Origin of the sequence: Hyphomicrobium sp. MC1, assembly GCF_000253295.1 — a bacterium.
Taxonomy (GTDB): domain Bacteria; phylum Pseudomonadota; class Alphaproteobacteria; order Rhizobiales; family Hyphomicrobiaceae; genus Hyphomicrobium_B.
In genome coordinates, this window is sequence record NC_015717.1 from 4,702,805 (window position 1) to 4,725,005 (window position 22,201).

The following is a 22,201-nucleotide window of genomic DNA, read 5'->3' on the forward strand; positions in this document are numbered from 1 at the left end:
CGCTATGGACTGTCAATTAGAAAAGCCGATGCGTGTTGCGAAGTAGACAAGACGCCCAACCGCGTATGCCGGACGCGTTTATCGTGCCAATCGGAAATCGGGGCGTGCCAATTGGCAATTCGCCTAACGGCGATTGCTTCGCATGCCGGTATTGCCCGTGACGGGATTTCCGAACCGGCCATAGCTCGCAGCGGGGTTGTTATAATTCTGCAGTCGCGGCGGATACATCGATGTCGGCGCGCCGACATTTCCGGATGTCCCGTAGCTGCTGCCATTATTGCTGCTCGACGGGGTTCGAATGATCGATTCAGTTCCGCCCGTCGGCGCCGGACTGACGCTTTGCTGCGCGTGAGCCTGGACGACGCTTCCCAGAACCAGGGCTGCAGCCAATATTCCTGTTCTCATTGTGACGCTCCTACCGTTTAGCCACGAGACCGCGTCTATCCCGCCTGAGACATAGCCTACGCAAAACATAGGACGTCCGGGACTGGCTGCAAGCAGCCGCCCCGCCAGCACGAAGTGCGTTGCGGCCTTCTTTGGATACAACCCTCAGCGGACCAAAAAGATCGTCCAGGTCGCTATTGCAACCAGAACAGCGCACAGGACCGTCAGCATGACGGGTGAGTTGGCTGGAGGCCGGCCGCGGTTGTCGGAAGGATCGGGAGTTGCCATTGAGCGGATCAAATTCGAAATAGATTTAAGGCGAGAATGAAAGAAACTTTAGCCGATTTTTCAGCGATATAGTTGCACAACGCTCTTCGCTGGTTGACGAACGGTAAATTACGCAAAATCAATGGCGCAGGTTCGTTCGTCATCCAAATAACGTATGAAAGTGACCGATCCGTTGGGGAATTTGGGTGAAAAGTTGGGGTCACATGTTTATTTTCGTCGCAGGTCAGGAAGGGGCCGCAAAAGGCCAAGGAGCATAAGATGCAGCGTTATCGCAAACTTCGCCGCGGTTCCCTGCTGATGACGGTCGGCGCATTGGCGATCCCGGCGATCGGGAGCCTCGCATTTGCCGATTCCGTCCCGGAAAGCATTCGCATTCAGGAAAAGGCCGAGAAGGCCTATGAGTCCGCCCCCGTTGTTCCGATCGAACGGGGCAATGCGCACCATCGCGATCTAAAGGACGAAGATGGTGGCGATGGCGGCACGGGCGGATCCGAGGCGCTTCCTCCGCCGGAGCCGCCGGCAGCCAAGCACAACAAAACGAACAAATAGAGCGTGGGGGACTCCGGGCTTCTGTTCACGGCTGCTGATGCAACATCGGCGGTGCGCGGTGTACCTAATGCATAAAATCCCGGCGATCTGGGGAACCCCGGTTTAACGGCGCGAGGGCTATGCTCAAATCCGAAATTTTCGGAGGGGTCATGTCATTCGCAGATGCTTATAGCAAGCGCCGTCGCGTCCTGATCGAGATCACACCGTCGTTGGGGGCTCGCTTGCGCCTCTGGATTCACAAGCTGCGGCATCCGCGCCATCGCTGGTTCGCAGGTCGCGGCACTGGCGCGACCAAGCCCGCATCCGGTTCGCAGTCTTGAGCGTTCAATCCTGACGGCCTCTCGGGCCGGGATGCGCGCTCGACCGGCCTTCGCTCCCCTCTAAAACACACGTCATTGCATCCTCGGGCGCCGAAGTGGCTTGGCAAACCCCCGGGGATCAAGGCAAAAGCTTTGAAAAGCCGTTTTCTGCGTCATTGGCACATTGGACAATTTGCCTAATGCCCTCGGGCGGGAACCCGGGACAGAAGCTACGTTGAGTGGCTCGCGAATATTTTTGCGCGCAGAGCCAGAGCATGGTTCAAGGAGCATGAGCGGCCGATGAGTGGAGCCACAGCCACGTTCGAGCGGAACACAGCATCTGCGGATGGCGGGCACGGCGATGTCAGCCCGGGCGAAATCGCCATTGGCGTCATCATTGGCCGGACTTCGGAATTTTTCGACTTTTTCGTTTATGCCATCGCATCGGTCATCGTTTTTCCGAAGCTCGTCTTTCCGCATCTCGATGCCCTGACCGGGACGCTCTATTCGTTCGCGATCTTCGCGCTGGCGTTCATTGCCCGTCCGGTCGGCACGGTCATGTTCATGGCCCTCGACCGCAATTACGGGCGCGCGGTGAAGCTGACGTTCACGCTGTTCCTGCTCGGAACCTGTACGGTCGCGATTGCCTTCTTGCCGGGTTACGAACAGATCGGCCTGGCGTCCGCCGTTCTGCTGGCGATCTTCCGCATCGGCCAGGGTCTGGCGCTTGGCGGCGAATGGGACGGTCTGCCGTCGCTGCTGGCGATGAACGCGCCGGAGAATCGTCGCGGCTGGTACGCCATGATCCCGCAGCTTGGCGCGCCGCTCGGCCTGATGGTCGCGGCCGCGCTGTTCGCTTATTTCGCAGCCAACCTGTCGAGCGAAGATTTCCTGGATTGGGGCTGGCGCTACCCGTTCTTCGTTGCCTTCGCGATCAACGTCGTGGCGCTGTTCGCGCGTCTGCGCATGGTCGATACACCGGAATACATCGAGCACTTCGAGCAGCAAGAGCTTGAGCCGATGCCGATCGGCGAGACGCTGCAAAAGGAAGGCCGCCATGTTATCATCGGCGCCTTTGCACCGCTGGCGAGCTTCGCGCTGTTTCACATGGTGACGGTGTTCCCGCTGTCGTGGGTATTCCTCTTTACGACCCAGAGCCCGTCGCGCTTCCTCGTCATCGAGATCATCGGCGCCATCGTCGGTCTATTCGCGATCGTGGCGTCGGGGTTCGTTGCGGACCGAGTCGGCCGTCGTAACCTGCTCTCGGCCACGGCGGCGGTAATCGCGGTGTTCAGCGGTTTCGCTCCGCAGCTCCTCAACGGCGGTGACGTCGGTGAGATCGTGTTCATGGTGCTGGGCTTCACGCTGCTCGGTCTGTCGTTCGGACAGGCGTCGGGCGCCGTCGCCTCGAACTTCGCCAAGATCTACCGCTATACCGGCTCGGCGTTGACGACCGACTTGGCGTGGCTGGTCGGCGCCGGGTTCGCGCCGTTCGTTGCGCTCTGGCTGTCGAGTCACTTCGGCCTGATGGCGGCGGGCGGCTATCTGCTCTCCGGTGCGGTCTGCACGCTGATGGCGCTCGCGATGAGCCGCCAGCTCGAGTCGGGCGATCGCTAACGCCAGCCGCTTCAGCTTCGGACAATAAAAAAGCGCCCAGTGATACCGGGCGCTTTTCTTTGTCTTCATCGCCCTAGCGCGTCAGGCGAGGCCAAGCTTCTGGGCCAGGCCGATACGCTGTAGCTTGCCTGTCGCGCCCTTGGGGATCTCCGGCAGCAGCAGGATCTTGCGGGGCACCTTGTAATGGGCGAGGTGCTCGTTCGCGAAGTCGCGAAGCTCGCGCTCGGTCGCTTCCTGGCCTTCGCGCAGCACAACGGCGGCGGCGACATCTTCGCCGAGCTTGTCGTGCGGCACGGCAAACGTCACGACCTGCAATACGGCGGGATGATCCATCAGGACTTCATCGACTTCGCGCGGGGAAACCTTCTCACCGCCGCGATTGATGATCTCCTTCAGACGGCCGGTTATCGTGATGTAGCCGTCGGCGTCGATGGTGCCCTGGTCGCCGGTGCGGAACCAGCCGTTGGTGAAGGCTTCGCCGTTGGCCTTGGCGTTGTTCTCGTAACCGCTCGTAACGTTGTCGCCGCGAATGACGATTTCGCCGACTTCGCCGGGCTGCAAGAGATTGCCTTCGGTATCCATGATGGCGACCTCGGGTCCGGCGGCCAGGCCGACCGTGCCGGGCTTGCGGACGCCACCGATGGGGTTCGACGCCATCTGATGCGAGGCTTCCGTCATGCCGTAGGCTTCGACGACGGGGGCACCGAAGGTCGCTTCGAGTTCGCTCAGGACCTGCGGCGGGAGCGACGATGACGAGGAGCGGATGAAGCGCAGCTTGTGGCGCGCGATCGTCTCGGCGTTGTGGCTGGCGCGCGAGAGGATTGCCTGATGCATGGTCGGGACGCCAGTATACCAGGTCGGCGCCGCCTCTTCCATGGCGTGGAAGAACTTCAGCGCATTGAAGCCCGGCGTGCAGAAGATCGAGCCGCCGCGAGACAGCGGGGCCAGCACGCCCGCGATCAGACCGTGGATGTGAAACAGCGGCATGATGTTCAAGGCGCGGTCGCCGGCCGAAAGCTGCAATGCGGTGGCGATATTGCCAGCGGAGGCCGCAACGTTCTTATGGCTGAGAGGCACGATCTTCGGACGCGACGTCGTGCCCGACGTATGCAAGATCAATGCGGTGTCGTCGCTCTGCGCCGGGCCAGTCTGAGCTGGTTTCTCGGCAGGCGTTTCAGCCGACAGCGTGAATGCGCCGGCGCCGCTCGCAGGATCGGGCTTCAGCGTGATGAGCATGATGCCGCGCTCTTTCGCAACGGCGACTGCGGGTGAAGTGCTGCCATCCTCGACGATGAGCGCCTTGGTGTTGATGTCCGACATGTAGAAGTCGAACTCGTCGTGGCGGTAGGAAGGATTGAGCGGCGCGGCCGTCGCGGCCGATGCCGTTGCAACGAAGGATGTCGCCATCTCGGGGCCGTTCGGCAGCACGATCGCAACGCGGTCGCCGCGGCCGATGCCAAGCGCATTCAGGCTGTCGATGGTTCGCGTCACAAGGTCGCGAAAGCCGGCGTAGGTCAGCGCTTCGATGCCGGACGCCCGGATGGCCGGCGCTCGGCCGTCTCCGGCATTCAGAAGCTCATGCAGTGTCGTGGGTGTTGCCATCGTCGTTCTCATATCTCCGGTGCCTGTGCCGTCGGCGGCGTTGTCAGGCCTTTTCAACTCTCAATCGTCCGCCTTCGCGCGATAAGGTCGCGGAAAGCAATTTCACGCAGGCATAGATCGTTTCGATCTGTGGCGTCGGAACGTTTGCGACCTGACCGAGCTCTATCACCGAGCCGATCAGTGCGTCGGCTTCGATGCCGCGACCGGCTTCGATGTCCTGCAGCATCGACGTCTTGTGTGGCCCGACGGCTTCGGCGCCTGCAATGCGCTTTTCGAGCGGGATGCGGAAGCGAATGCCGAGTGCTTCGCCGACGGCCTGGGCTTCCCTCATCATGCGGGCAGCGGCATCGCGGGTCGGCTGATATTTGCAGATATCTTCCAGCGTCGCATGCGTCAGTGCGCTGATTGGATTGAAGCTCAGATTGCCCCAGAGTTTCGTCCAGATCTCGGCGCGAATGTCGGAGACGACCGGGGCTTTGAAACCGGCTTTCTGCAACGCCTCCGAAACGCGGGTGACGCGCTCGGTTTTCGAATTATCGATTTCGGCAATCGAGAACCGGTTGCCTTCGATATGCTTAATTACCCCCGGCTCGGCGATTTCGGCCGCGGGATACACCACACTGCCAAGAACACGCTCAGCAGGCAGATTATCTGCGACCACGCCACCGGGATCGACGCTTTCCAAGCGATGGTTTTCGTGCGGCCCGCTGACGCGCATGAAGTACCACCACGGAATGCCGTTCTGGGCGGTGAGCACGGCCGTGTCGCGACCATACATCGCGGGAAGATCGCGCACGACGGCTGCGACCTGATGTGCCTTCATTCCGAGGATAACGAGATCCTGTTCGGAAACGTCGGCGATCTTATCTGTTGCGGCAATGCGAGAAACGCTCTCGCTACCGTCCTCTTCGATCAGTTTGAGGCCATTGGCGCGGATCGCCGCAAGGTGCGGGCCGCGGGCGATCACGGTTACATCTTCGCCCGATTGCGCAAGCCGCGCGGCGAGCAGGCCACCGATTCCGCCTGCGCCGACGACGCAAATTTTCATCGAACTTCGTCCCTCGATTTCTGTGTGGCGGTGCAGCAAAAAACTTTGTTGGCGCTTAGCTTTAATGCTGCACTTGTCGAACGTGATTTTTCACGTTTTATGGTTGGGCGCTTTTAGTGCGAAATGAAAAAGAATTACAAGCCCGAGGGGACTGCCAAGGATGACTATTCAAACGGAGTCGCGCGCTCCGGCTTCTGGCATTGCGACGTCAACCACCGGACGGTGGGCGCAGCTCGCGCTGGGGGTGCTGTGCATGACGATGATCGCCAACCTGCAATATGGTTGGACGCTCTTCGTCAATCCGCTTCACGCCAAGTTCGGCTGGGAGATGGCGGCGATCCAGTGGGCGTTCACCATCTTCATTCTGACCGAGACGTGGCTCATTCCCTTCGAAGGCTATCTTGAAGATCGCCTCGGGCCGCGGCCGCTCGTCCTGGTCGGCGGCATCATGATCGGCCTATCGTGGCTTTTGAACTCGCAGGCGGACTCGCTGGCGATGCTCTATGTCGCGCAGGCCATCGGCGGTATCGGCGCAGGGTGTGTTTACGGCACGTGCGTCGGCAATGCGCTCAAATGGTTTCCGGATCGTCGCGGTTTGGCGGCCGGTGTGACGGCAGCCGGCTTCGGCATGGGCTCGGCACTGACGATTATTCCAATCTCGATCGTGATCGCATCGCAGGGATACGAAGCGGCGTTTCTTTATTTCGGTCTGCTGCAGGGCATCGTCATCATTCTTGTGTCGTTCCTATTGCGGTCGCCGTCGAAGGATCAGTTCGGTGCGCGCGTCGAGCTGCTTTCGGCCAAGCGGTCGTTCGCACCGACTGAGATGCTGAAGACACCGGTCTTCTGGATCATGTATTTGATGTTTGTGATGATGGCGGCGGGCGGCCTGATGGCGACGGCGCAGCTCGCGCCCATCGCGAAGGACTTCAAGGTTGCAGATGTTCCGGTGTCCCTCGTCGGCATTACGCTTCCGGCGCTCACGTTCGCGCTGTCGCTCGACCGCATTCTCAACGGCGTCACGCGTCCGTTCTTCGGCTGGGTGTCGGACAAAATCGGCCGCGAAACGACAATGTTCATCGCGTTCGGCATTGAGGGCGTCGGCCTGCTGGCGCTGGCGCGCATGGGGCACGATCCGATCCTGTTCGTGGTGCTGACGGGGCTGGTGTTCTTTGCGTGGGGTGAGATCTACAGCCTTTTCCCGGCAACGTGCGGCGACACCTTCGGCTCGAAGTTCGCAACGACGAATGCGGGCCTGCTCTATACTGCCAAGGGCACCGCGTCGCTGCTCGTGCCGTTTTCCAGTCTGCTGACACAGGCGACGGGCAACTGGCATGCCGTGTTCTATACGGCGGCCGGCATGAACATTCTCGCGGCGATTCTCGCGCTTGCCGTTCTACGCCCGATGCGTCAGCGGATGGCGCGGAACATCTAACAGCTCGCTTTTGGGTGCAGTTTTAGAAGGGTCGGAACTCTGTTCCGGCCCTTTTTCGCTTTTTTCAGGGGTGGTGCTCAGGCGGTTCTTGGCGGGCCGCCGCGGCCTCTGAAGAGCAGCGCAATCGCGAGACCGGCAACGAAGCCGCCGACATGCGCCATGTAAGCGACGCCGCCGGCGTCGGCAGTTTCATCGGTATGGGCAATGGAGCCGACGCCGCTGAAGAGCTGAAGCACGAACCAGAAGCCGATCACGATCAGCGCCGGCATCGACATGACGGCCCGCGCGACAAGCACATCGACGCGAGCCTGCGGGAATAGAAGCAGGTAAGCACCGAGCACACCGGCGATCGCGCCCGAAGCGCCGACGTTGGGAATGTTCGAGTGCGGATTGAAATAGAACTGAGCGAATGTCGCTGCGATACCGGCGATCAGGTAGAACGCCAGATACTTCACATGTCCGAAGTTTTCTTCGACGTTGTCGCCGAAGATGTAGAGATAGAGCATGTTGCCGAACAGGTGCATCCAGCCGCCGTGCATGAACATGGCGGTGAAGATGGTCGGCCAGTTCGACGCGGGATCTTCGGCGAAGCGACTCGGGATGAACGACCAGCGCTGAATGAACTCGTTGCCGCCGTTCAGCTCGATCAGGAAGAAAAGCACGTTGACGACGATAAGCGCCGTCGTAACGATGGGCGAAATGCGGACCTGCGAATCATCGTCCCCGATTGGAAACATCGCACCTTCCCCCTCTCAATGCGTCGCCGAGTGGGCGAGCGCCGTCACGATGGTTTCGGTTTCCGTGCCGACATCAGATAGTTCACGTCCGTATTCGGATTGCGCGACCAGGAATCCTGCAGCGGATTATACGTGATGCCTTCGAACCGGACATCGTCGAGCCCCGCGGCTTTGACGTAACCGGCCAGCTCGGCCGGGGTGATAAAGCGGTCCCACTGGTGCGTTCCGCGCGGTAGCCAGCCGAGCACATACTCGGCGCCGACGATGGCGAGCGCCCAGGCCTTGAAGGTGCGGTTCATCGTCGAGAACACGCCGAGGCCGCCGGGCGCGACGAGGCTCACGCATTCGCCGATGAATTTCGCCGGGTCTGGGACGTGCTCTACAACTTCGAGGCAGGTGACGATATCGAACGTGCGGCCTTCGGCGACGAGGTCTTCGACGCGCACGGCACGATAGTCGATGGCGATGCCCTGACCTTCGGCGTGCGATTTCGCGATGGCGATGTTCTTTTCCGACGGGTCGATGGCAGTGACGGTTGCGCCCATGCGTGCCAAAGGTTCCGCGACGAGGCCACCGCCGCAGCCGATATCGACGGCCGTCAAGCCGGTGAGGGGCCGGAGGGCCTTGGGATCGCGGCCGAAGCGTTCGACGGCGCTATCGCGGATGAATGACAGCCGCGGCGGCCCGATCTGGTGCAAAGGGCGGAATTTTCCACGTGGGTCCCACCATTCGGTGGCCATGCGGGAAAAGCGCTCGACCTCTTCGGTATCGAGGGTGCGTTTACCGGCGTCGGATTGCTGCGTTGCGGTCATTGTCGTCTCCGTCTTCCGCCATACACGTCAACCCGGCGGTCATCTTGTCAAGCTATTGTCCCGGATGGGTCAATTTTCGGTTGTTGCCGGGGGGCTCGCGAGCCGCTAATAAGCGCCGGACTCAATCCAAATCTTAATGCTCGTCAGACCCATGCCAGGGGCCGTGCGGGCATGCACAGGCCAAGGGAAGCGCTTCGAGAATGGCGACCGTAGTCATGAAATTTGGCGGCACGTCGGTCGCCAACATCGAGCGCATCCAGAACGTCGCACGTCACGTGAAGCGCGAGGTCGACGCCGGCAACAAGGTCGCAGTCGTCGTCTCAGCCATGGCCGGGGTGACGAACCAGCTCGTTGCCTGGGTCAAGGAAGCCTCTCCGCTTTACGATGCGCGGGAATACGATGCCGTCGTCGCCACCGGCGAGCAGGTGACGGCGGGGCTTCTCGCCATCACGTTGCAGGCGATGGGCCTGCACGCGCGGTCGTGGACCGGCTGGCAGGTTCCGGTGAAGACCGATACGGCGCATGGTGCGGCGCGAATTCTCGATATCCCAGGCGCCGAGATCAAATCGCGGATCGAAGCCGGCGAGATTGCCGTCGTCACCGGCTTTCAGGGCATCGAGCCCACCGAGAACAGGATCGCAACGCTCGGCCGGGGCGGCTCGGACACGAGTGCGGTCGCGATCGCCGTCGCGCTCGAAGCCGACGTTTGCGATATCTACACCGACGTTGACGGCGTTTACACAACGGACCCGCGCATCGTTTCCAAAGCGAAACGGCTTGCGAAAATTTCCTACGAAGAGATGCTCGAAATGGCGTCGCTCGGCTCGAAGGTCCTGCAGACGCGGTCTGTCGAGCTGGCAATGGTCTACAAGGTCAAGACTCGGGTACTGTCGAGCTTCGTAGCGCCGGACGCCATGCAACCCTTCAGAGCCGATAATATCGAGAATATCGGCACCATCGTATGCGACGAGGATGAGATCGTGGAACAGCAGGTCGTAAGCGGCATCGCCTATGCGAAAGACGAAGCGAAAGTTACGCTTCTGAATGTCGACGACAAACCGGGCATCGCCGCGCGCATCTTCGGACCGCTCGCAGATGCGAATATCAACGTCGATATGATCGTGCAGAACATCACGCCGGACGGCAAGCATACGGATATGACGTTTACCGTGCAGGCGGCCGAGCTGCCGCGCACGCTTGAAGTCTTGAAACAGGCGAAGACCGACATCGGCCACGTCGACGTCAAAAGCTCGGCAGACGTCGTAAAGATTTCGGTCATCGGCGTCGGCATGCGCAGCCATGCGGGCGTTGCAGCGCAGATGTTCAAGACGCTCTCGGAAAAGGGCATCAACATTCACGCGATCTCGACGTCTGAGATCAAGGTCAGTGTTCTGATCGATGCAGCCTACGCCGAACTCGCGGTTCGTGCGTTGCACTCGGCCTACGGGCTCGACAACGACTAGAGGCCGGGCGCTCTTACCAGCCCCGTCTCTTTGTGACTAAGGTGCATTTGCCGGAGTAGTTTTGCCGGCGAGACGAATGGGCAAGGCAAGATGGTGCGGCGCGACGATCCGAGACCTTTACCAAGCGAGACCTCGCTTCGGGTCATCATGCGCCATCTGCGCGAGATCATGTCCGATGGCGGCGAGGGCCAGGAAAAGCTCGATCGTATCGTGCGGCAGATTTCCGGCGTCATGGTCGCCGAGGTTTGCTCGATCTATCTGAAGCGGCAAGATGGCTCACTCGAACTTTTCGCGACCGAAGGCCTCAATCCGAGTGCGGTGCATACGACGCGACTGAAGCGCGGCGAGGGTCTCGTGGGACGCGCTGCCGAGCTTGGCGTGACCGTCAACGAACCGGAAGCGTCGAGCCATCCGGCGTTCTCCTACCGGCCGGAAACAGGTGAAGAAATTTATCATTCTCTGCTCGCCGTGCCGATCGCGCGGTCGGGGCAGGTGCTTGGCGTGCTCGTCATCCAGAACCGGACGCCGCGCGAATATTCCGACGAAGATGTTGAGGTGATGCAGGCGACCGCGATGGTGATCGCGGAAAATCTCGTCTCTGGCGCCGTGGCGGGGACAGTCGCGGCCATCGAAGCCTCGCGCTCGCAACCGCTCGTCATCGAGGGCGAACCCATCTCGGACGGTATCGCGCTCGGGCATGTGGTGCTGCACGAGCCGCGCATCGTCGTGACGCAGTTGATGGCGGAAAATCCGGCGCTCGAATTGGAGCGGCTGTCGCTCGCGCTCGAAAAGCTGCAGTTGAACATCGATGAGATGTTTGATCATGAGCATTTGTCGAACATCGGCGAGCATCGCGATGTGCTCGAAGCCTATCGCATGTTCGCGCATGACAAGGGCTGGCACCGGCGACTGCGCGAAGCCGTCGAAGGCGGGCTGACGGCTGAGGCGGCCGTCGAACGAGTTCAGAATGCGATGCGCACGCGCATGCTGCGCCAGCACGACACCTATTGGCGCGAGCGCCAGCGTGATCTCGATGATCTTTCCGACCGGCTACTGCGCGTGCTCGCGGGGCGGCTCAAGAGTTCGGAAGATGACGGCGGCCTCCCGCCCGATACGATCCTTGTTGCGCGAACGATGGGACCGGCAGAACTACTCGATTACGATCGCAGCAGGCTCAGAGGGCTCGTCGTCGAAGACGGGTCGAGCCAAAGCCACGTTGCGGTTGTAGCGAAGGCGCTCGGCATCGCCGCAATCGGGCAGGCCGCGGGAATCGTCGATCGCGTCTCTGCGGGCGATGCGGCGATCGTCGATGCTGTTGCGGGTGAAGTGCATCTGCGGCCGACGGCCGAAGTGATCTCGGCTTATTCTGACAAAGTGCGGTTTCGCGCGCGCCGGCAGAAGCGCTATCAGTCGCTGCGCGATCGCCCGGCGATCACCAAGGATGGCGTGCCGATTGCGCTGATGATGAATGCGGGTCTGCTCGTCGATCTGCCGCATCTAGACGAAGCCGGTGCGGACGGCATCGGGCTCTATCGCACCGAATTGCAGTTCATGCTGTCGGAGTCGTTCCCACGCCTCGACCGGCAGACGCAGCTCTACAAGGCGGTGATGGACGAAGCCCGCGGCAAGCCCGTCGTGTTTCGCACGCTCGATATCGGCGGCGACAAGGTGCTTCCCTACCTTCGTCAGCCGAAGGAAGAAAACCCGTCGATGGGGTGGCGGGCGATCCGCATGGCGCTCGACCGGCCGGAATTGTTCCGGCTACAGGTGCGGGCCTTGCTCAAGGCGGCGGCAGGGCGTGAGCTGCGGGTGATGATCCCGATGGTTTCGGCGACGTATGAGCTGGGGGCCATCCGTGCGCTGATCGAGCGCGAGAAGGCATTTCTGACGGAGCACGGCCATCCCCTGCCGCAGATCATTCTCGTCGGGGCGATGTTCGAAGTGCCTGCACTTCTGTTCGAGCTCGATGCGTTTCTGTCGCGGGTCGATTTCGTGTCGGTCGGCTCGAACGATCTGATGCAGTTCCTGTTTGCCGCAGACCGCACCAATGCGCGGGTGGCGAGCCGCTTCGATGTGCTGGCGCCAGCACCGCTCCGGGCGCTGAAGTCGCTCATGACGGCTGCCAGCGCGCACAACGTGCCGGTGACACTATGCGGCGAGATGGCAGGCAGCCCGCTCGAAGCCCTGACGCTGATTGGTCTCGGCTTCCGGTCGCTGTCGATGGCGCCGGCCTCCATCGGCCCTATCAAGTCCATGGTGCTGTCGCTCGACGCCGCGAAGGTGACCGCTTTCCTCGACGATCTTTTGAAAGAGGGTGCGAAGGACGTGCGCATGTCCTTGCAGCAGTTCGCAGAAACGGAACACGTCGCGCTCGACGGTTAACAGCTCCTCCCCAACGACGCACGGAGGCTTTGACAAATAAGGATTTTTAGCCGACAATATCCTTAACATCGGGGACCGGCGCGTTTTGCCGGGTAGAGGGTATGCGTCGAAGCGTTGGGCGGAACGTTTCGGTTGGAAGTCATGAGTACGAGCGGCAGGGGCATAGCCGTTTCGAAGCACCAGTGCCAACGGCGTCGGTGCAGGCTCAGGCGGAAAGCCGAGCGCTAATTGCGCGATTTTTTATCGATTTGCGGCAGGCGCTGCGGCTGACGGTGCCGCAGGCAGCTCATTATCTCGCGGTTCGACCGGAAGTTGTCGAAGCGCTGGAGACGGGGCAGGTCGAGTACCTGCCGCAGTGGCAGGAAACGTCGGCCATCATCATGACTTATACGTCGATGGCGGGCGTCAATGGACGGCCGGTTCTGAATGCCATCGGGACGCTGTTCACGCAGCTTTCCGTCCGCGCGGCGCCGACCGCAAATCAGCTTCCGGCGCCCACGCCAGATGTGCATTTCCGCGAGCCGACGTCGTATTTTCAGCAGCAGCCGTTTTTTCAACAGCCGGCGGTTCAGCCGCAGGCATATGCGGCTCCTCAGCAGCCGTACGATCACGGTCGGCACGAGCCTTACGACCCGCCGCAAGGGTATTCGCCGCTACAGGGGGCAATGCCGCAGCAAAGCTCGATCCCTCAGCAGGGCTTGATGTTCCAGGGCCATGGTGGCTTCCCACCTCGGCCAAGGCCACAGCAGCCGGTGCACGTTTCCGATCAGGAGCCGGATATCGCCCGGTCAGGGCTCGCAGTTTCGAGCCGGAACCTGTTACGGGCCGGATCGGTCATCGCGAGCGGGGCGCGGCGTCTGCCGCAGGAAGCGCTGCACCGGGTTCGGGAACGTCCGCAGCGGGCCGTTTATGCCCTTTCGCTGCCGCTCGCTCTGCTGCTGCTTATGATGCATTCGTCGATATTTGCTACGATCTCGCAGCCGTTTTCGGTGGCCGTGCAGTGGGTCAGCGGCTACATGCAGGAGCACTACGGCCCGATCCGGGACGGCATGCGCTATATCGAAGTTGACGATCCGGAAACGCGCCGGGCGGATAAATTGCAGATCGGCAGCGGTTCGTAGTAGATACCCGTGCCTGAGGCGTGGCGATGGGCTCAATCGCCGTCGCCACCTCTTTCGGCCGCTTTTTTCGCGGCTCGCTATTCATAAAAACATCGGACTCAATGTCAGCTCTGCCGCGCGATAAACTCGACCGTCTATCCGAACGCTATATGGCCATCCAGGACCTGATGAACCACGGGGTTCCGCAGGCGGAATTTGTGAAGCTCTCGAAGGAGTTTTCCGAACTCGGACCGGTCGTCGCTCAAATCGATGCGTTGCGTAAAGCCGAGGCCGAGAGCGCGGATCTCGAACAGATGATCAATGATCCGTCGGCCGACAAGGAAATGGTCGATCTCGCCTATGCGGAGCGGGCGTCGCTTGCCGAGCGGATCACGGAGCTGGAGCAACAGCTGCGCATCGCGCTGCTGCCGAAGGACGCGGCCGACGAAAAGAGCGCCATCCTGGAAGTCCGCGCCGGAACGGGTGGTGATGAGGCGGCGTTGTTCGCGGCCGATCTTTTCCGCATGTACACGCGCTATGCCGATCTGCACGGCTGGAAGACCGAGATCATCTCGGCGTCCGAAAACGATCTTGGCGGCTACAAGGAAATCATCGCGTCGATCACGGGCTCGGGCGTTTTCGCGCGATTGAAGTTCGAGTCCGGTGTGCATCGTGTGCAGCGCGTTCCGGCGACAGAGGCGAGTGGGCGCATTCACACCTCGGCCGCGACCGTTGCGGTGCTGCCGGAGGCCGAGGAACTCGACGTCGACATCCGACCCGAAGACATCCGTATCGATACGATGCGTGCTGGCGGCGCCGGTGGCCAGCACGTCAACAAAACGGACAGCGCCGTGCGCATGACGCATATTCCGACCGGAATCGTCGTTGTTTCCGCAGAAAAATCGCAGCATCAAAACCGGCGTCTTGCGATGGCGGTTCTGAAATCGCGCATTTACGAGATGGAACGCGAGCGCGCGGCGACCGAACGCTCAGACGCGCGTAAATCACAGGTCGGATCGGGCGATCGCTCGCAGCGCATCCGGACGTACAACTTTCCGCAGGGGCGGGTTACCGACCATCGGATCAACCTGACGCTCTACAATCTCGATGAAGTGATGACGGGCAACGGGCTCGACGAGCTGATCGATGCTTTGATCACCGATCATCAGGCGACGATGCTCGCCGAATTGAGCGCAGCATGACGACGCCGGCTGCGCGCGCTGATAACGGGGCGGCGTCCGGCTTCCGGCCAGAGATGAGTCTCGCCGAGGCGTTGAGCCTGCTGACGCGAACGCTGATCGAGGCCGGGCTCGATACGCCGCAGCGGGATGCGCGCTTTCTGATGCAAGGGCTGCTCGGGCTCGATGGCGCTCAATTGCTGACGGGATCGGGGCGCCCACTTGGGGACGCCGCTGGCCTCCTCAGGGATGCAGCAGCCCGGCGGGCAGCGCACGAACCCGTCTCGCGCATTCTCGGACGCCGAGGTTTTTACGGGCGGGATTTCATTGTGACGCCGGACGTTCTCGATCCGCGTCCCGATACCGAAGTCGTCGTCGAGCTGGCGCTCGATCTGGTCAAGGGCCGCGGGTTGGCGGAAGCGCCGCTGTCGATCGCAGACATCGGGACGGGCTCTGGCATTCTGATCGTCACGCTGCTGGCCGAGCTGCCGAATGCGCGCGGGTTGGCAACGGATATCAGCCCGGCGGCTCTGGCCGTCGCGCGCCGGAATGCGGAAGCCCACGGGGTTGTGGATCGAATTCAGTTTGTTGCGACAACTGGTCTCGACGGTTGTCCGGGGCCGTTCGACCTTGTGATTTCGAATCCACCCTATATATCCACGGAAGAGATCGCTGGTCTCGAGCCGGACGTGAAGGACTTCGATCCGGTGCTGGCTCTCGATGGCGGCGACGACGGGCTTCGCGTTTACCGTGATATCGCCCGAAATATCATGGAATTGCAGGCGTCTTGCCTGGTGGTTCTGGAAATCGGCGCGACACAGGCCGAAGCGGTTGAAGACATTTTCTCAAAATCCGGGGCGCAACCCATTGGGCGACGTCAGGATTTGGGTGGCCATACGCGCGCTGTTGCGCTGGAGATACATCTCTAACCCAAGCGATCATTTCTATTTGCGGAATTACGTTTCCGGGGTAATATCCGGGCCGAAGAGTTTGATCGGATGTGCCTGGCCAATATACCGCTAGAGCGGTTACCGAGCCGGCCTTCCCATCTCAGATCATCAGCACAAACTTTCGCGGACCCCTCTGTCCGTTGATTGGCGAGTGTCGGGCTTATCCTTCTCGGCATATGTGCTGGGCAAGCTCCTTTGAGGCGGCTCTAGTATCTTTGCTGGCGTGATGATTGGGATGACTGCGATTTTGCCCGAGGCCGTGGGGGCGAGAGCTTGGGCTGCGATCCTTGGTGTGATCCGTCTTGATCGGATCCATGGGGCACGATCCATAGGACTGTGGTGACGTTAAGAGACAGCTTTTTTGAATTGGATCGAAGGATCCAGGGCGTCGCCCCGGGAAATTGGCGTGCGCAGATGGCAATACCAACAAGCATGAACGGGAGCCCATGAGGCAAGGTCAACAGAACCGTCGCGGTCGCGGACGAAACAACAACAATAATAATAACCGCAAATCGCAAAATCCTCTGATGCGCAGCTTCGAGAGTTCGGGGCCCGACGTGAAGATTCGCGGTACGCCCTCGCATATCGCCGAGAAGTACATCAGCCTGGCGCGCGATGCGCTGTCGTCGGGCGATCCGGTGCTCGCTGAGAACTATCTCCAGCACGCCGAGCATTATAATCGCATCATCCTGGGCTATCGCGAGCAGATGGCGCAGCAGGGCGGCGTGGACCCGATGGGGAACGGCGCCGCGCGGACGCATTCGCTTGCCGGGCCTGAAGGCGCCGACAGCGACGAGTTCGGCGATGAGGATGGTGACGAGTTCGGCGGGGGCCAACAGCAGGCTATCGCCGGTCAGGGTAACCAGCCGGACGTGCAGCCGCCTTTCCCGCAGCAGCAGCGCAATTTCGATAATCAAAACCGTTACGACAATCGCCAGCCGCGCCACGAGCGGTTCAACAACAATCGCCATGATCGTGGTGATCGCGGCGATCGGCAGGATTTCCGGGGCGACCGCGGTGACCGGTACGAACAGCGCAACGGCCAAGGCGGCGAGGGTCGCTTCCGTGAGGATCGGCGCCCACAGCACAACGGCAACGGAGACTCGCATCAGGGTGAAGGCGGTTTCCGCCGTCGCGAGCGCTATCAGGCCCCGAGTGGGGCTCCGAACGGCGCCGAGCGCGAGCCCGCGAACGGCGGAAGTTTCCAGCCGTCGGTCGCGACGTCTTCTCCGGCACCGGCTCCGGCTGCCGAACGTGAACGTCCCGAGCGGTCAGAGCGGTCTGAACGCCCTGAGCGTTCCGAGCGTCCGGAACGTTCAGCGCCGCAAGCTGCGGCTTCGATCGACCAGCAGGAGCAGCCCGCCTTCCTGCGCCGCCCGGTTCGCCGGCCGCGTCGCGAAGAGCCGGCCGAAGCTCCGGCCGTGCCGCCAGCCGCAAACGAAGACAGCGAATAAAGCGAATTAGAAAAGAGCCTCGATTTCGGGGCTCTTTTTTGTTTGTCCCTGGCGACACCGCTTCGCGGAGCCGGCCGCCAGGAACGGCTCTTTTTTGTTGGCGCGAGCGACTCCCCTGCGTGGAGCCGGCCGCTCGCGCGAGGCTTTTAATTTGGTCCCCGGCGACTCTCGTTCCGAGAGCCGGCCGCCGGGGACGAGCCTGTTCCCACGCGGCCTGCGCCGGGCGGGCTCTTCTTCGACATTCGCGCAATTCGCTTGCAATCGCTCTCAGGCAGCCGTGCTTGCGCGCTGTGCCAGCACGTGAACGCGTTCGAAGATCGCGATCATGTAGCGGCTCGCGGGGCAGTAGGACCAATGCTTGCTTGCGAACTCAAATCCAGCGGGACTGTCCGGCCGCAGCGCCTGGCGCGTTTTCAGCAGAACGAGGGCGTTCGCCGGAACTTCTTCTGAAATGCCTGCAAATCTCAGCGGCGTTTTGTTTTGCCGCGTGAGCATCGCTGGCGCGGTGCGCACCTTCCTCCAATCGAAGGGCGCTCCGGTCGCCGTTCTGGTTAGGCGCACAGCGAAGGACGCACGAAGATTTTCGAGAATGATTTCGGAATTGGCGAGGGTGATGCCGACGGCATGCAGGCCGTAATCGTCACCGCCTGTCATCCTCAGAATTTCTTGCTCAGCACGGCGGTCAACACCGAGGAGGCGACTTAGCAGTCCTTTCCAACTCTGGCGGGCGAACTTCAGTCGTTGGTATTGCTCGAACAAGTCGCCAAACTTTGCCGCCTCGAACGGGATGGGCGTTTCCCTGCCATCGGCCGCAAGGAAGGGATAGGCCGTCGCGTAGGTCAAGGCGGCGAGGGCGGCGTCGCGGTTCGTACCGTTCGCGACATAGGCCGCCATGGTGGCAAGCGCGTCGTTGGACCAAGGCGCCTGCTGGGCAAGCGCATCCAGGCGCTTTGCAGCGGCAGCTTGTGCTGCTGCCCGTTCGCCATCGCCGCGCGGCCGGAACGATAGCAGGGCTTGCCCGTCTCGAAATAGAGCATGGCGCAACGTCGAGAGCAGCAGGCGATTGAGCGGCGGGCCGGCGGGGCGATAGGTACGATCGAGCTCGGGATGATCGAGAAGCGCGTCGATCTCATCGTCGTCTTCGACGATCACGATGGACGCCAAGCCTGCGAAGCGGACGTAACGCGCCATCGTTCGATCCCTGCCATGCGCCGGAGAGCAGCTTACGGTGGGTCCGTCTTTCGCTCAATCGGTGACTTCGAGGGTGTCGCCGACGTGGAGCCGGCCGCCGTCGACGATGCGGGCGTAGACGCCGAAATCCGTGTGCCCCAGGGTCTTAGACAGGAACGACGGGATCTTCATGTCACGTTCGCCCGTCTCTGGGTCGACGTTGGTCGCCGCGCAGCGCTCGGTGCGCTTGAAGACTTCGAGGGTGATGCCGCCGGTCCGCAACTTTTTGCCGACGAGGTCCAGTTCCTGCCAGGGTTCCAAGCCGTCGAGCACGAGGTTCGGGCGGAAGCGCCGGGCATCGACGGGCGCGCCGAGCATGCCTTCGAGTGCGGTTAAACTCTGGCGGTTGACGAGGTGGACGCATTTGGGTGCGACGTCGGAAAAGCTGTGTCCTGGGCTGACAACGACGCGGGGACGTCCACGTAAACCCGAGGTTACGATGCGGGCGATGGCGTCTTCGATAGCGGTGCGGCCCGCTTCGGTTCGCAGGTCCCCACGGGCGATCTCGGCGCCGCCCTTCGAGATGACGAGGGTCTCGGTGCTGTCGTCGAATAAGGAACGGACGGTCGCCAGCTCCTCGTTCCGCATCAGCATGACGAAGTGAATTTTCTGCAGGTGCTGGGGGTTTGCCGGGTCGAAGGGGCCGGGACCGTTCTCGATGGCGTAGGCCCGGTCGAAGGGCAGGGTCTGCATCGGGCGCAATTCCACGCTTTCGAGCGGTTCCGGCGTCAAACCTTTAACCGGATAGCGGTAAAGGGCTTCGATCGTAGCGGTCCCGGAAGTGGCCATGTCGCGCGTATCCCTCAGATTTTGTCGGCGATGCCTCTTTTTCGGGCGGCGCCCGATCCTATATCCGAAGCATCGTACGGGTGCGCGGGGATGCCGGCCATCGGGTCTTTGGCCGCGCTTGGATGATAAAAATCAATTCGCATGGCATTCTTTCCGGGCCTTAAGGACGGTGAGGAATGTGCTGGAGGACGCGACATGAACTTCGAACGCTACACGGACCGCGCCAAGGGCTTTATCCAATCGGCTCAATCGCTGGCACTCCGCGAAAACAATCAACAGGTCACCCCCGAACATCTTCTGAAAATTCTGCTCGATGACCCGGAGGGTCTAGCCAGCGGACTGATCCAGAAGGCGAGCGGGGATTCGCGCGCCGCATTGCGCGCGGTCGAGGCGAACCTTGCCAAGAAGCCAAAGGTCACCGGCGGCTCGGGACAGGTTTACGTCTCGTCGGAACTCGCACGCGTGTTCGACGCCGTCGAGAAACTTGCCGACAAGGCGAGCGACAAGTTCGTCACCGCCGAGCGGCTGCTTTTGGCGCTGGCGCTCGACACCGCGACGGACGCGGGCAAGATCCTGCGCGACGCCGGTGTGACGCCCGACAAGATCAACGCCGCCATCAACGACATCCGCAAGGGCCGCACGGCCGACAGCGCCAACGCCGAGCAGGCGTATGACGCTCTGAAGCGCTATGCCCGCGACCTCACCGAAGCGGCAGGCTCCGGCAAGCTCGATCCGGTTATCGGCCGCGACGAAGAGATCCGCCGCACCATCCAGGTGCTGTCGCGGCGCACGAAGAACAATCCCGTGCTGATCGGCGAACCGGGCGTCGGCAAGACGGCGATCGCGGAAGGCCTCGCGCTGCGCATCGTCAAGGGCGACGTGCCGGAAAGCCTGAAGCATAAGAAGCTGCTGTCGCTCGATATGGGCGCCTTGATCGCGGGCGCGAAGTATCGCGGCGAGTTCGAGGAACGCTTGAAAGCCGTGCTGTCCGAGGTCGAGGCCGAGGGCGACATCATTCTGTTTATTGACGAGCTGCATACCATCGTCGGCGCCGGCAAGACCGAAGGGTCGATGGATGCGGGCAACCTGTTGAAGCCTGCGCTCGCGCGCGGCGAGCTTCACTGCGTTGGTGCGACCACGCTGGATGAATACCGCAAGCACATCGAAAAGGACGCCGCGCTCGCCCGCCGCTTCCAGCCGATATTCGTAACCGAACCGACGGTGGAAGATACGATCTCGATCCTGCGCGGCTTGAAAGAGAAGTATGAGCTGCATCACGGCGTGCGCATCACCGACAGCGCGCTCGTCTCGGCGGCGACGCTTTCGAACCGCTACATCACCGACCGCTTTCTGCCCGACAAGGCGATCGACCTTGTCGACGAGGCGGCGTCGCGTCTGCGCATGCAAGTCGATTCCAAGCCGGAAGAGCTCGACGCCATCGACCGCGATCTCATGCAGATGATGATCGAGCGCGAAGCGTTGAAAAAGGAAACCGACTCGGCATCGAAGGATCGTCTCGCGCGGCTTGAGAAATCCATCGCCGATCTGCAGGAAAAATCCGAGGCGATGACGGCGCGCTGGCAGGCCGAGAAGCAAAAGCTCGGCTCGGCGCAGAAGCTGAAGGAAGAGCTTGAGAGCCTGCGCAACGCGCTCGAACAGGCGCAGCGCAAGGGCGATCTGGCACGCGCGGGCGAGCTTCGCTACGGCAAGATCCCCGAGCTTGAGAAGAAGCTCGCCGACGTCGAATCCCAAGAGCGTAAGGGCGCGCTGGTCGAGGAAGCCGTCACGCCGGATCAGATCGCGGCCGTCGTGTCGCGCTGGACGGGCGTTCCGGTCGACAAGATGCTCGAGGGCGAACGCGACAAGCTTCTGAAGATGGAAGATGCGCTGGGCAAGCGCGTCATCGGTCAGAAGGAAGCGGTCATCGCCGTTTCGACAGCTGTGCGTCGTGCGCGCGCCGGGCTTCAGGACCCGAACCGGCCGATCGGCTCGTTCATGTTCTTAGGACCGACCGGCGTCGGCAAGACCGAGCTGACGAAGGCGCTCGCGGGCTATCTCTTCGACGACGACACGGCGCTCGTGCGCATCGACATGTCGGAGTTCATGGAGAAGCACTCGGTCGCCCGTCTCATCGGCGCGCCTCCGGGTTATGTCGGCTACGAGGAAGGCGGCGTGCTGACGGAAGCGGTGCGGCGGCGTCCGTATCAGATCATCCTGTTCGATGAGATCGAGAAGGCGCATCCGGATGTCTTCAACGTGTTGCTTCAGGTTTTGGACGACGGTCGCCTGACCGACGGCCAGGGCCGCACGGTCGACTTCAAGAACACGTTGATCGTGCTGACGTCGAACATCGGCGCGCAGTACCTCGTCGAGCAGAAGGAAGGCGAGGAAACGGAAGCCGTGCGCGACGAAGTCATGGCTGAAGTTCGCGCTCGCTTCCGGCCCGAATTCCTCAACCGTCTCGACGACATCATCCTGTTCCACCGCTTGCAGCGCGCGGACATGACGAAGATCGTCGATATCCAGATCGGGCGTCTGCAGAAGCTCTTGGCGGATCGCAAGATCACGATCGAGCTTGATGAGCAGGCGAAGACGTGGCTCGCAAACCGCGGCTACGATCCGGCGTATGGCGCGCGGCCTTTGAAGCGTGTCATCCAGCGCAACGTGCAGGACCCGCTCGCCGAGCAGATCCTTGCGGGCGGCGTGAAGGACGGCGATACGGTGACGGTGTCGGTGCGCGACGGTGCTCTGACGATCAACGGCTGGCCGATCAAAGCCGCGGCTTGATTAAATGCGCTCCCGGCCGGCCGGCTCTACGAAGCAGGGTCGGGAGCGCGCATTAAAATTTACTCGGGCGACTGGGTTTGGGCTTCGCGATTCAACG

General features: G+C 61.7%; 18 protein-coding genes. 11 read left to right on the forward strand and 7 right to left on the reverse strand.

The window, feature by feature from the left end:
• Positions 1 to 123 precede the first annotated feature (123 nt).
• A complete protein-coding gene (locus HYPMC_RS22655; protein ID WP_013950492.1) occupies positions 124 to 405 on the reverse strand; it encodes a hypothetical protein in 282 nt (93 codons plus the stop codon).
• 525 nt (positions 406 to 930) lie between these two features.
• On the opposite strand from HYPMC_RS22655, the gene HYPMC_RS22660 reads away from it, so the two are divergent.
• From HYPMC_RS22660 to HYPMC_RS22670, 3 genes are all read left to right on the forward strand, one after another.
• The gene (locus tag HYPMC_RS22660; RefSeq protein WP_013950493.1) at positions 931 to 1,221 is read left to right on the forward strand and encodes a hypothetical protein; all 291 of its coding nucleotides are present in this window, start codon (positions 931 to 933) and stop codon (positions 1,219 to 1,221) included.
• 149 nt (positions 1,222 to 1,370) lie between these two features.
• Entirely contained in the window at positions 1,371 to 1,541 is a 171-nt protein-coding gene (locus HYPMC_RS22665) for a hypothetical protein (protein WP_013950494.1), read from the forward strand.
• A 279-nt stretch (positions 1,542 to 1,820) separates the two neighbouring features.
• Entirely contained in the window at positions 1,821 to 3,137 is a 1,317-nt protein-coding gene (locus HYPMC_RS22670; protein WP_013950495.1) for an MFS transporter, read from the forward strand.
• Positions 3,138 to 3,218: 81 nt separating this feature from the next.
• Here HYPMC_RS22670 and HYPMC_RS22675 read toward each other — a convergent pair whose 3' ends face one another.
• Together HYPMC_RS22675 and HYPMC_RS22680 are read right to left on the reverse strand one after the other, a co-directional pair.
• A complete protein-coding gene (locus tag HYPMC_RS22675; protein ID WP_024275092.1) occupies positions 3,219 to 4,739 on the reverse strand; it encodes an acyl--CoA ligase in 1,521 nt (506 codons plus the stop codon).
• Between the two features lie 43 nt (positions 4,740 to 4,782).
• Entirely contained in the window at positions 4,783 to 5,787 is a 1,005-nt protein-coding gene (locus HYPMC_RS22680; RefSeq protein ID WP_013950497.1) for a ketopantoate reductase family protein, read from the reverse strand.
• Between the two features lie 160 nt (positions 5,788 to 5,947).
• Here HYPMC_RS22680 and oxlT point away from each other — a divergent pair, with 160 nt between their 5' ends.
• Positions 5,948 to 7,222 carry an oxalate/formate MFS antiporter gene (gene oxlT / locus HYPMC_RS22685; RefSeq protein ID WP_013950498.1) on the forward strand — a complete coding sequence of 425 codons (1,275 nt, stop codon included), beginning with the start codon at positions 5,948 to 5,950 and terminating at the stop codon, positions 7,220 to 7,222.
• Between the two features lie 77 nt (positions 7,223 to 7,299).
• On the opposite strand, the gene HYPMC_RS22690 is transcribed toward oxlT, so the two are convergent.
• Both HYPMC_RS22690 and ubiG read right to left on the reverse strand, forming a co-directional pair.
• The gene (locus tag HYPMC_RS22690) at positions 7,300 to 7,959 is read right to left on the reverse strand and encodes a rhomboid family intramembrane serine protease (RefSeq protein WP_013950499.1); all 660 of its coding nucleotides are present in this window, start codon (positions 7,957 to 7,959) and stop codon (positions 7,300 to 7,302) included.
• 44 nt (positions 7,960 to 8,003) lie between these two features.
• Complete coding sequence (gene ubiG / locus HYPMC_RS22695) at positions 8,004 to 8,771, reverse strand: bifunctional 2-polyprenyl-6-hydroxyphenol methylase/3-demethylubiquinol 3-O-methyltransferase UbiG (RefSeq protein WP_013950500.1); 768 nt, start codon at positions 8,769 to 8,771, stop codon at positions 8,004 to 8,006.
• Between the two features lie 200 nt (positions 8,772 to 8,971).
• Here ubiG and HYPMC_RS22700 point away from each other — a divergent pair, with 200 nt between their 5' ends.
• The 6 genes from HYPMC_RS22700 (at position 8,972) to HYPMC_RS22730 (ending at position 17,298) form a co-directional block, all read left to right on the forward strand.
• Positions 8,972 to 10,234, forward strand: a complete 1,263-nt coding sequence (locus HYPMC_RS22700) for an aspartate kinase (RefSeq protein WP_013950501.1) — start codon at positions 8,972 to 8,974, stop codon at positions 10,232 to 10,234.
• A gap of 90 nt (positions 10,235 to 10,324) precedes the next feature.
• A complete protein-coding gene (ptsP, locus tag HYPMC_RS22705) occupies positions 10,325 to 12,616 on the forward strand; it encodes a phosphoenolpyruvate--protein phosphotransferase (RefSeq protein WP_013950502.1) in 2,292 nt (763 codons plus the stop codon).
• Positions 12,617 to 12,717: 101 nt separating this feature from the next.
• The gene (locus tag HYPMC_RS24830; protein ID WP_013950503.1) at positions 12,718 to 13,737 is read left to right on the forward strand and encodes a helix-turn-helix domain-containing protein; all 1,020 of its coding nucleotides are present in this window, start codon (positions 12,718 to 12,720) and stop codon (positions 13,735 to 13,737) included.
• Positions 13,738 to 13,838: 101 nt separating this feature from the next.
• Positions 13,839 to 14,918: a peptide chain release factor 1 gene (gene prfA, locus HYPMC_RS22720; protein WP_024275095.1), complete on the forward strand. Its 1,080-nt coding sequence runs from the start codon at positions 13,839 to 13,841 to the stop codon at positions 14,916 to 14,918.
• Positions 14,915 to 15,823: a peptide chain release factor N(5)-glutamine methyltransferase gene (prmC, locus tag HYPMC_RS22725; RefSeq protein WP_013950505.1), complete on the forward strand. Its 909-nt coding sequence runs from the start codon at positions 14,915 to 14,917 to the stop codon at positions 15,821 to 15,823. Before prfA ends, prmC begins: the two co-directional genes overlap by 4 nt.
• Before the next feature lie 467 nt (positions 15,824 to 16,290).
• The gene (locus tag HYPMC_RS22730; RefSeq protein WP_024275097.1) at positions 16,291 to 17,298 is read left to right on the forward strand and encodes a DUF4167 domain-containing protein; all 1,008 of its coding nucleotides are present in this window, start codon (positions 16,291 to 16,293) and stop codon (positions 17,296 to 17,298) included.
• A gap of 267 nt (positions 17,299 to 17,565) precedes the next feature.
• Here HYPMC_RS22730 and HYPMC_RS22735 read toward each other — a convergent pair whose 3' ends face one another.
• Positions 17,566 to 18,489, reverse strand: coding sequence for a hypothetical protein (locus HYPMC_RS22735; protein ID WP_013950508.1), 924 nt, complete (start codon positions 18,487 to 18,489; stop codon positions 17,566 to 17,568).
• 54 nt (positions 18,490 to 18,543) lie between these two features.
• Positions 18,544 to 19,317, reverse strand: a complete 774-nt coding sequence (locus HYPMC_RS22740; RefSeq protein WP_013950509.1) for an MOSC domain-containing protein — start codon at positions 19,315 to 19,317, stop codon at positions 18,544 to 18,546.
• 195 nt (positions 19,318 to 19,512) lie between these two features.
• Here HYPMC_RS22740 and clpB point away from each other — a divergent pair, with 195 nt between their 5' ends.
• Entirely contained in the window at positions 19,513 to 22,104 is a 2,592-nt protein-coding gene (gene clpB, locus HYPMC_RS22745; RefSeq protein WP_013950510.1) for an ATP-dependent chaperone ClpB, read from the forward strand.
• The last annotated feature ends 97 nt before the right edge of the window (positions 22,105 to 22,201 follow it).

Coding starts and splice junctions, on each gene's coding strand:
- oxlT (WP_013950498.1), top strand. CDS start 5,948: ATGACTATTCAAACGGAGTCGCGCGCTCCGGCTTCTGGCATTGCGACG.
- HYPMC_RS22655 (WP_013950492.1), bottom strand. CDS start 405: ATGAGAACAGGAATATTGGCTGCAGCCCTGGTTCTGGGAAGCGTCGTC.
- HYPMC_RS22690 (WP_013950499.1), bottom strand. CDS start 7,959: ATGTTTCCAATCGGGGACGATGATTCGCAGGTCCGCATTTCGCCCATC.
- HYPMC_RS22665 (WP_013950494.1), top strand. CDS start 1,371: ATGTCATTCGCAGATGCTTATAGCAAGCGCCGTCGCGTCCTGATCGAG.
- HYPMC_RS22740 (WP_013950509.1), bottom strand. CDS start 19,317: ATGGCCACTTCCGGGACCGCTACGATCGAAGCCCTTTACCGCTATCCG.
- ubiG (WP_013950500.1), bottom strand. CDS start 8,771: ATGACCGCAACGCAGCAATCCGACGCCGGTAAACGCACCCTCGATACC.
- HYPMC_RS22660 (WP_013950493.1), top strand. CDS start 931: ATGCAGCGTTATCGCAAACTTCGCCGCGGTTCCCTGCTGATGACGGTC.
- HYPMC_RS24830 (WP_013950503.1), top strand. CDS start 12,718: ATGCGTCGAAGCGTTGGGCGGAACGTTTCGGTTGGAAGTCATGAGTAC.
- HYPMC_RS22700 (WP_013950501.1), top strand. CDS start 8,972: ATGGCGACCGTAGTCATGAAATTTGGCGGCACGTCGGTCGCCAACATC.
- HYPMC_RS22735 (WP_013950508.1), bottom strand. CDS start 18,489: ATGGCGCGTTACGTCCGCTTCGCAGGCTTGGCGTCCATCGTGATCGTC.
- HYPMC_RS22670 (WP_013950495.1), top strand. CDS start 1,821: ATGAGTGGAGCCACAGCCACGTTCGAGCGGAACACAGCATCTGCGGAT.
- clpB (WP_013950510.1), top strand. CDS start 19,513: ATGAACTTCGAACGCTACACGGACCGCGCCAAGGGCTTTATCCAATCG.
- prfA (WP_024275095.1), top strand. CDS start 13,839: ATGTCAGCTCTGCCGCGCGATAAACTCGACCGTCTATCCGAACGCTAT.
- HYPMC_RS22680 (WP_013950497.1), bottom strand. CDS start 5,787: ATGAAAATTTGCGTCGTCGGCGCAGGCGGAATCGGTGGCCTGCTCGCC.
- ptsP (WP_013950502.1), top strand. CDS start 10,325: ATGGTGCGGCGCGACGATCCGAGACCTTTACCAAGCGAGACCTCGCTT.
- HYPMC_RS22730 (WP_024275097.1), top strand. CDS start 16,291: ATGAGGCAAGGTCAACAGAACCGTCGCGGTCGCGGACGAAACAACAAC.
- prmC (WP_013950505.1), top strand. CDS start 14,915: ATGACGACGCCGGCTGCGCGCGCTGATAACGGGGCGGCGTCCGGCTTC.
- HYPMC_RS22675 (WP_024275092.1), bottom strand. CDS start 4,739: ATGGCAACACCCACGACACTGCATGAGCTTCTGAATGCCGGAGACGGC.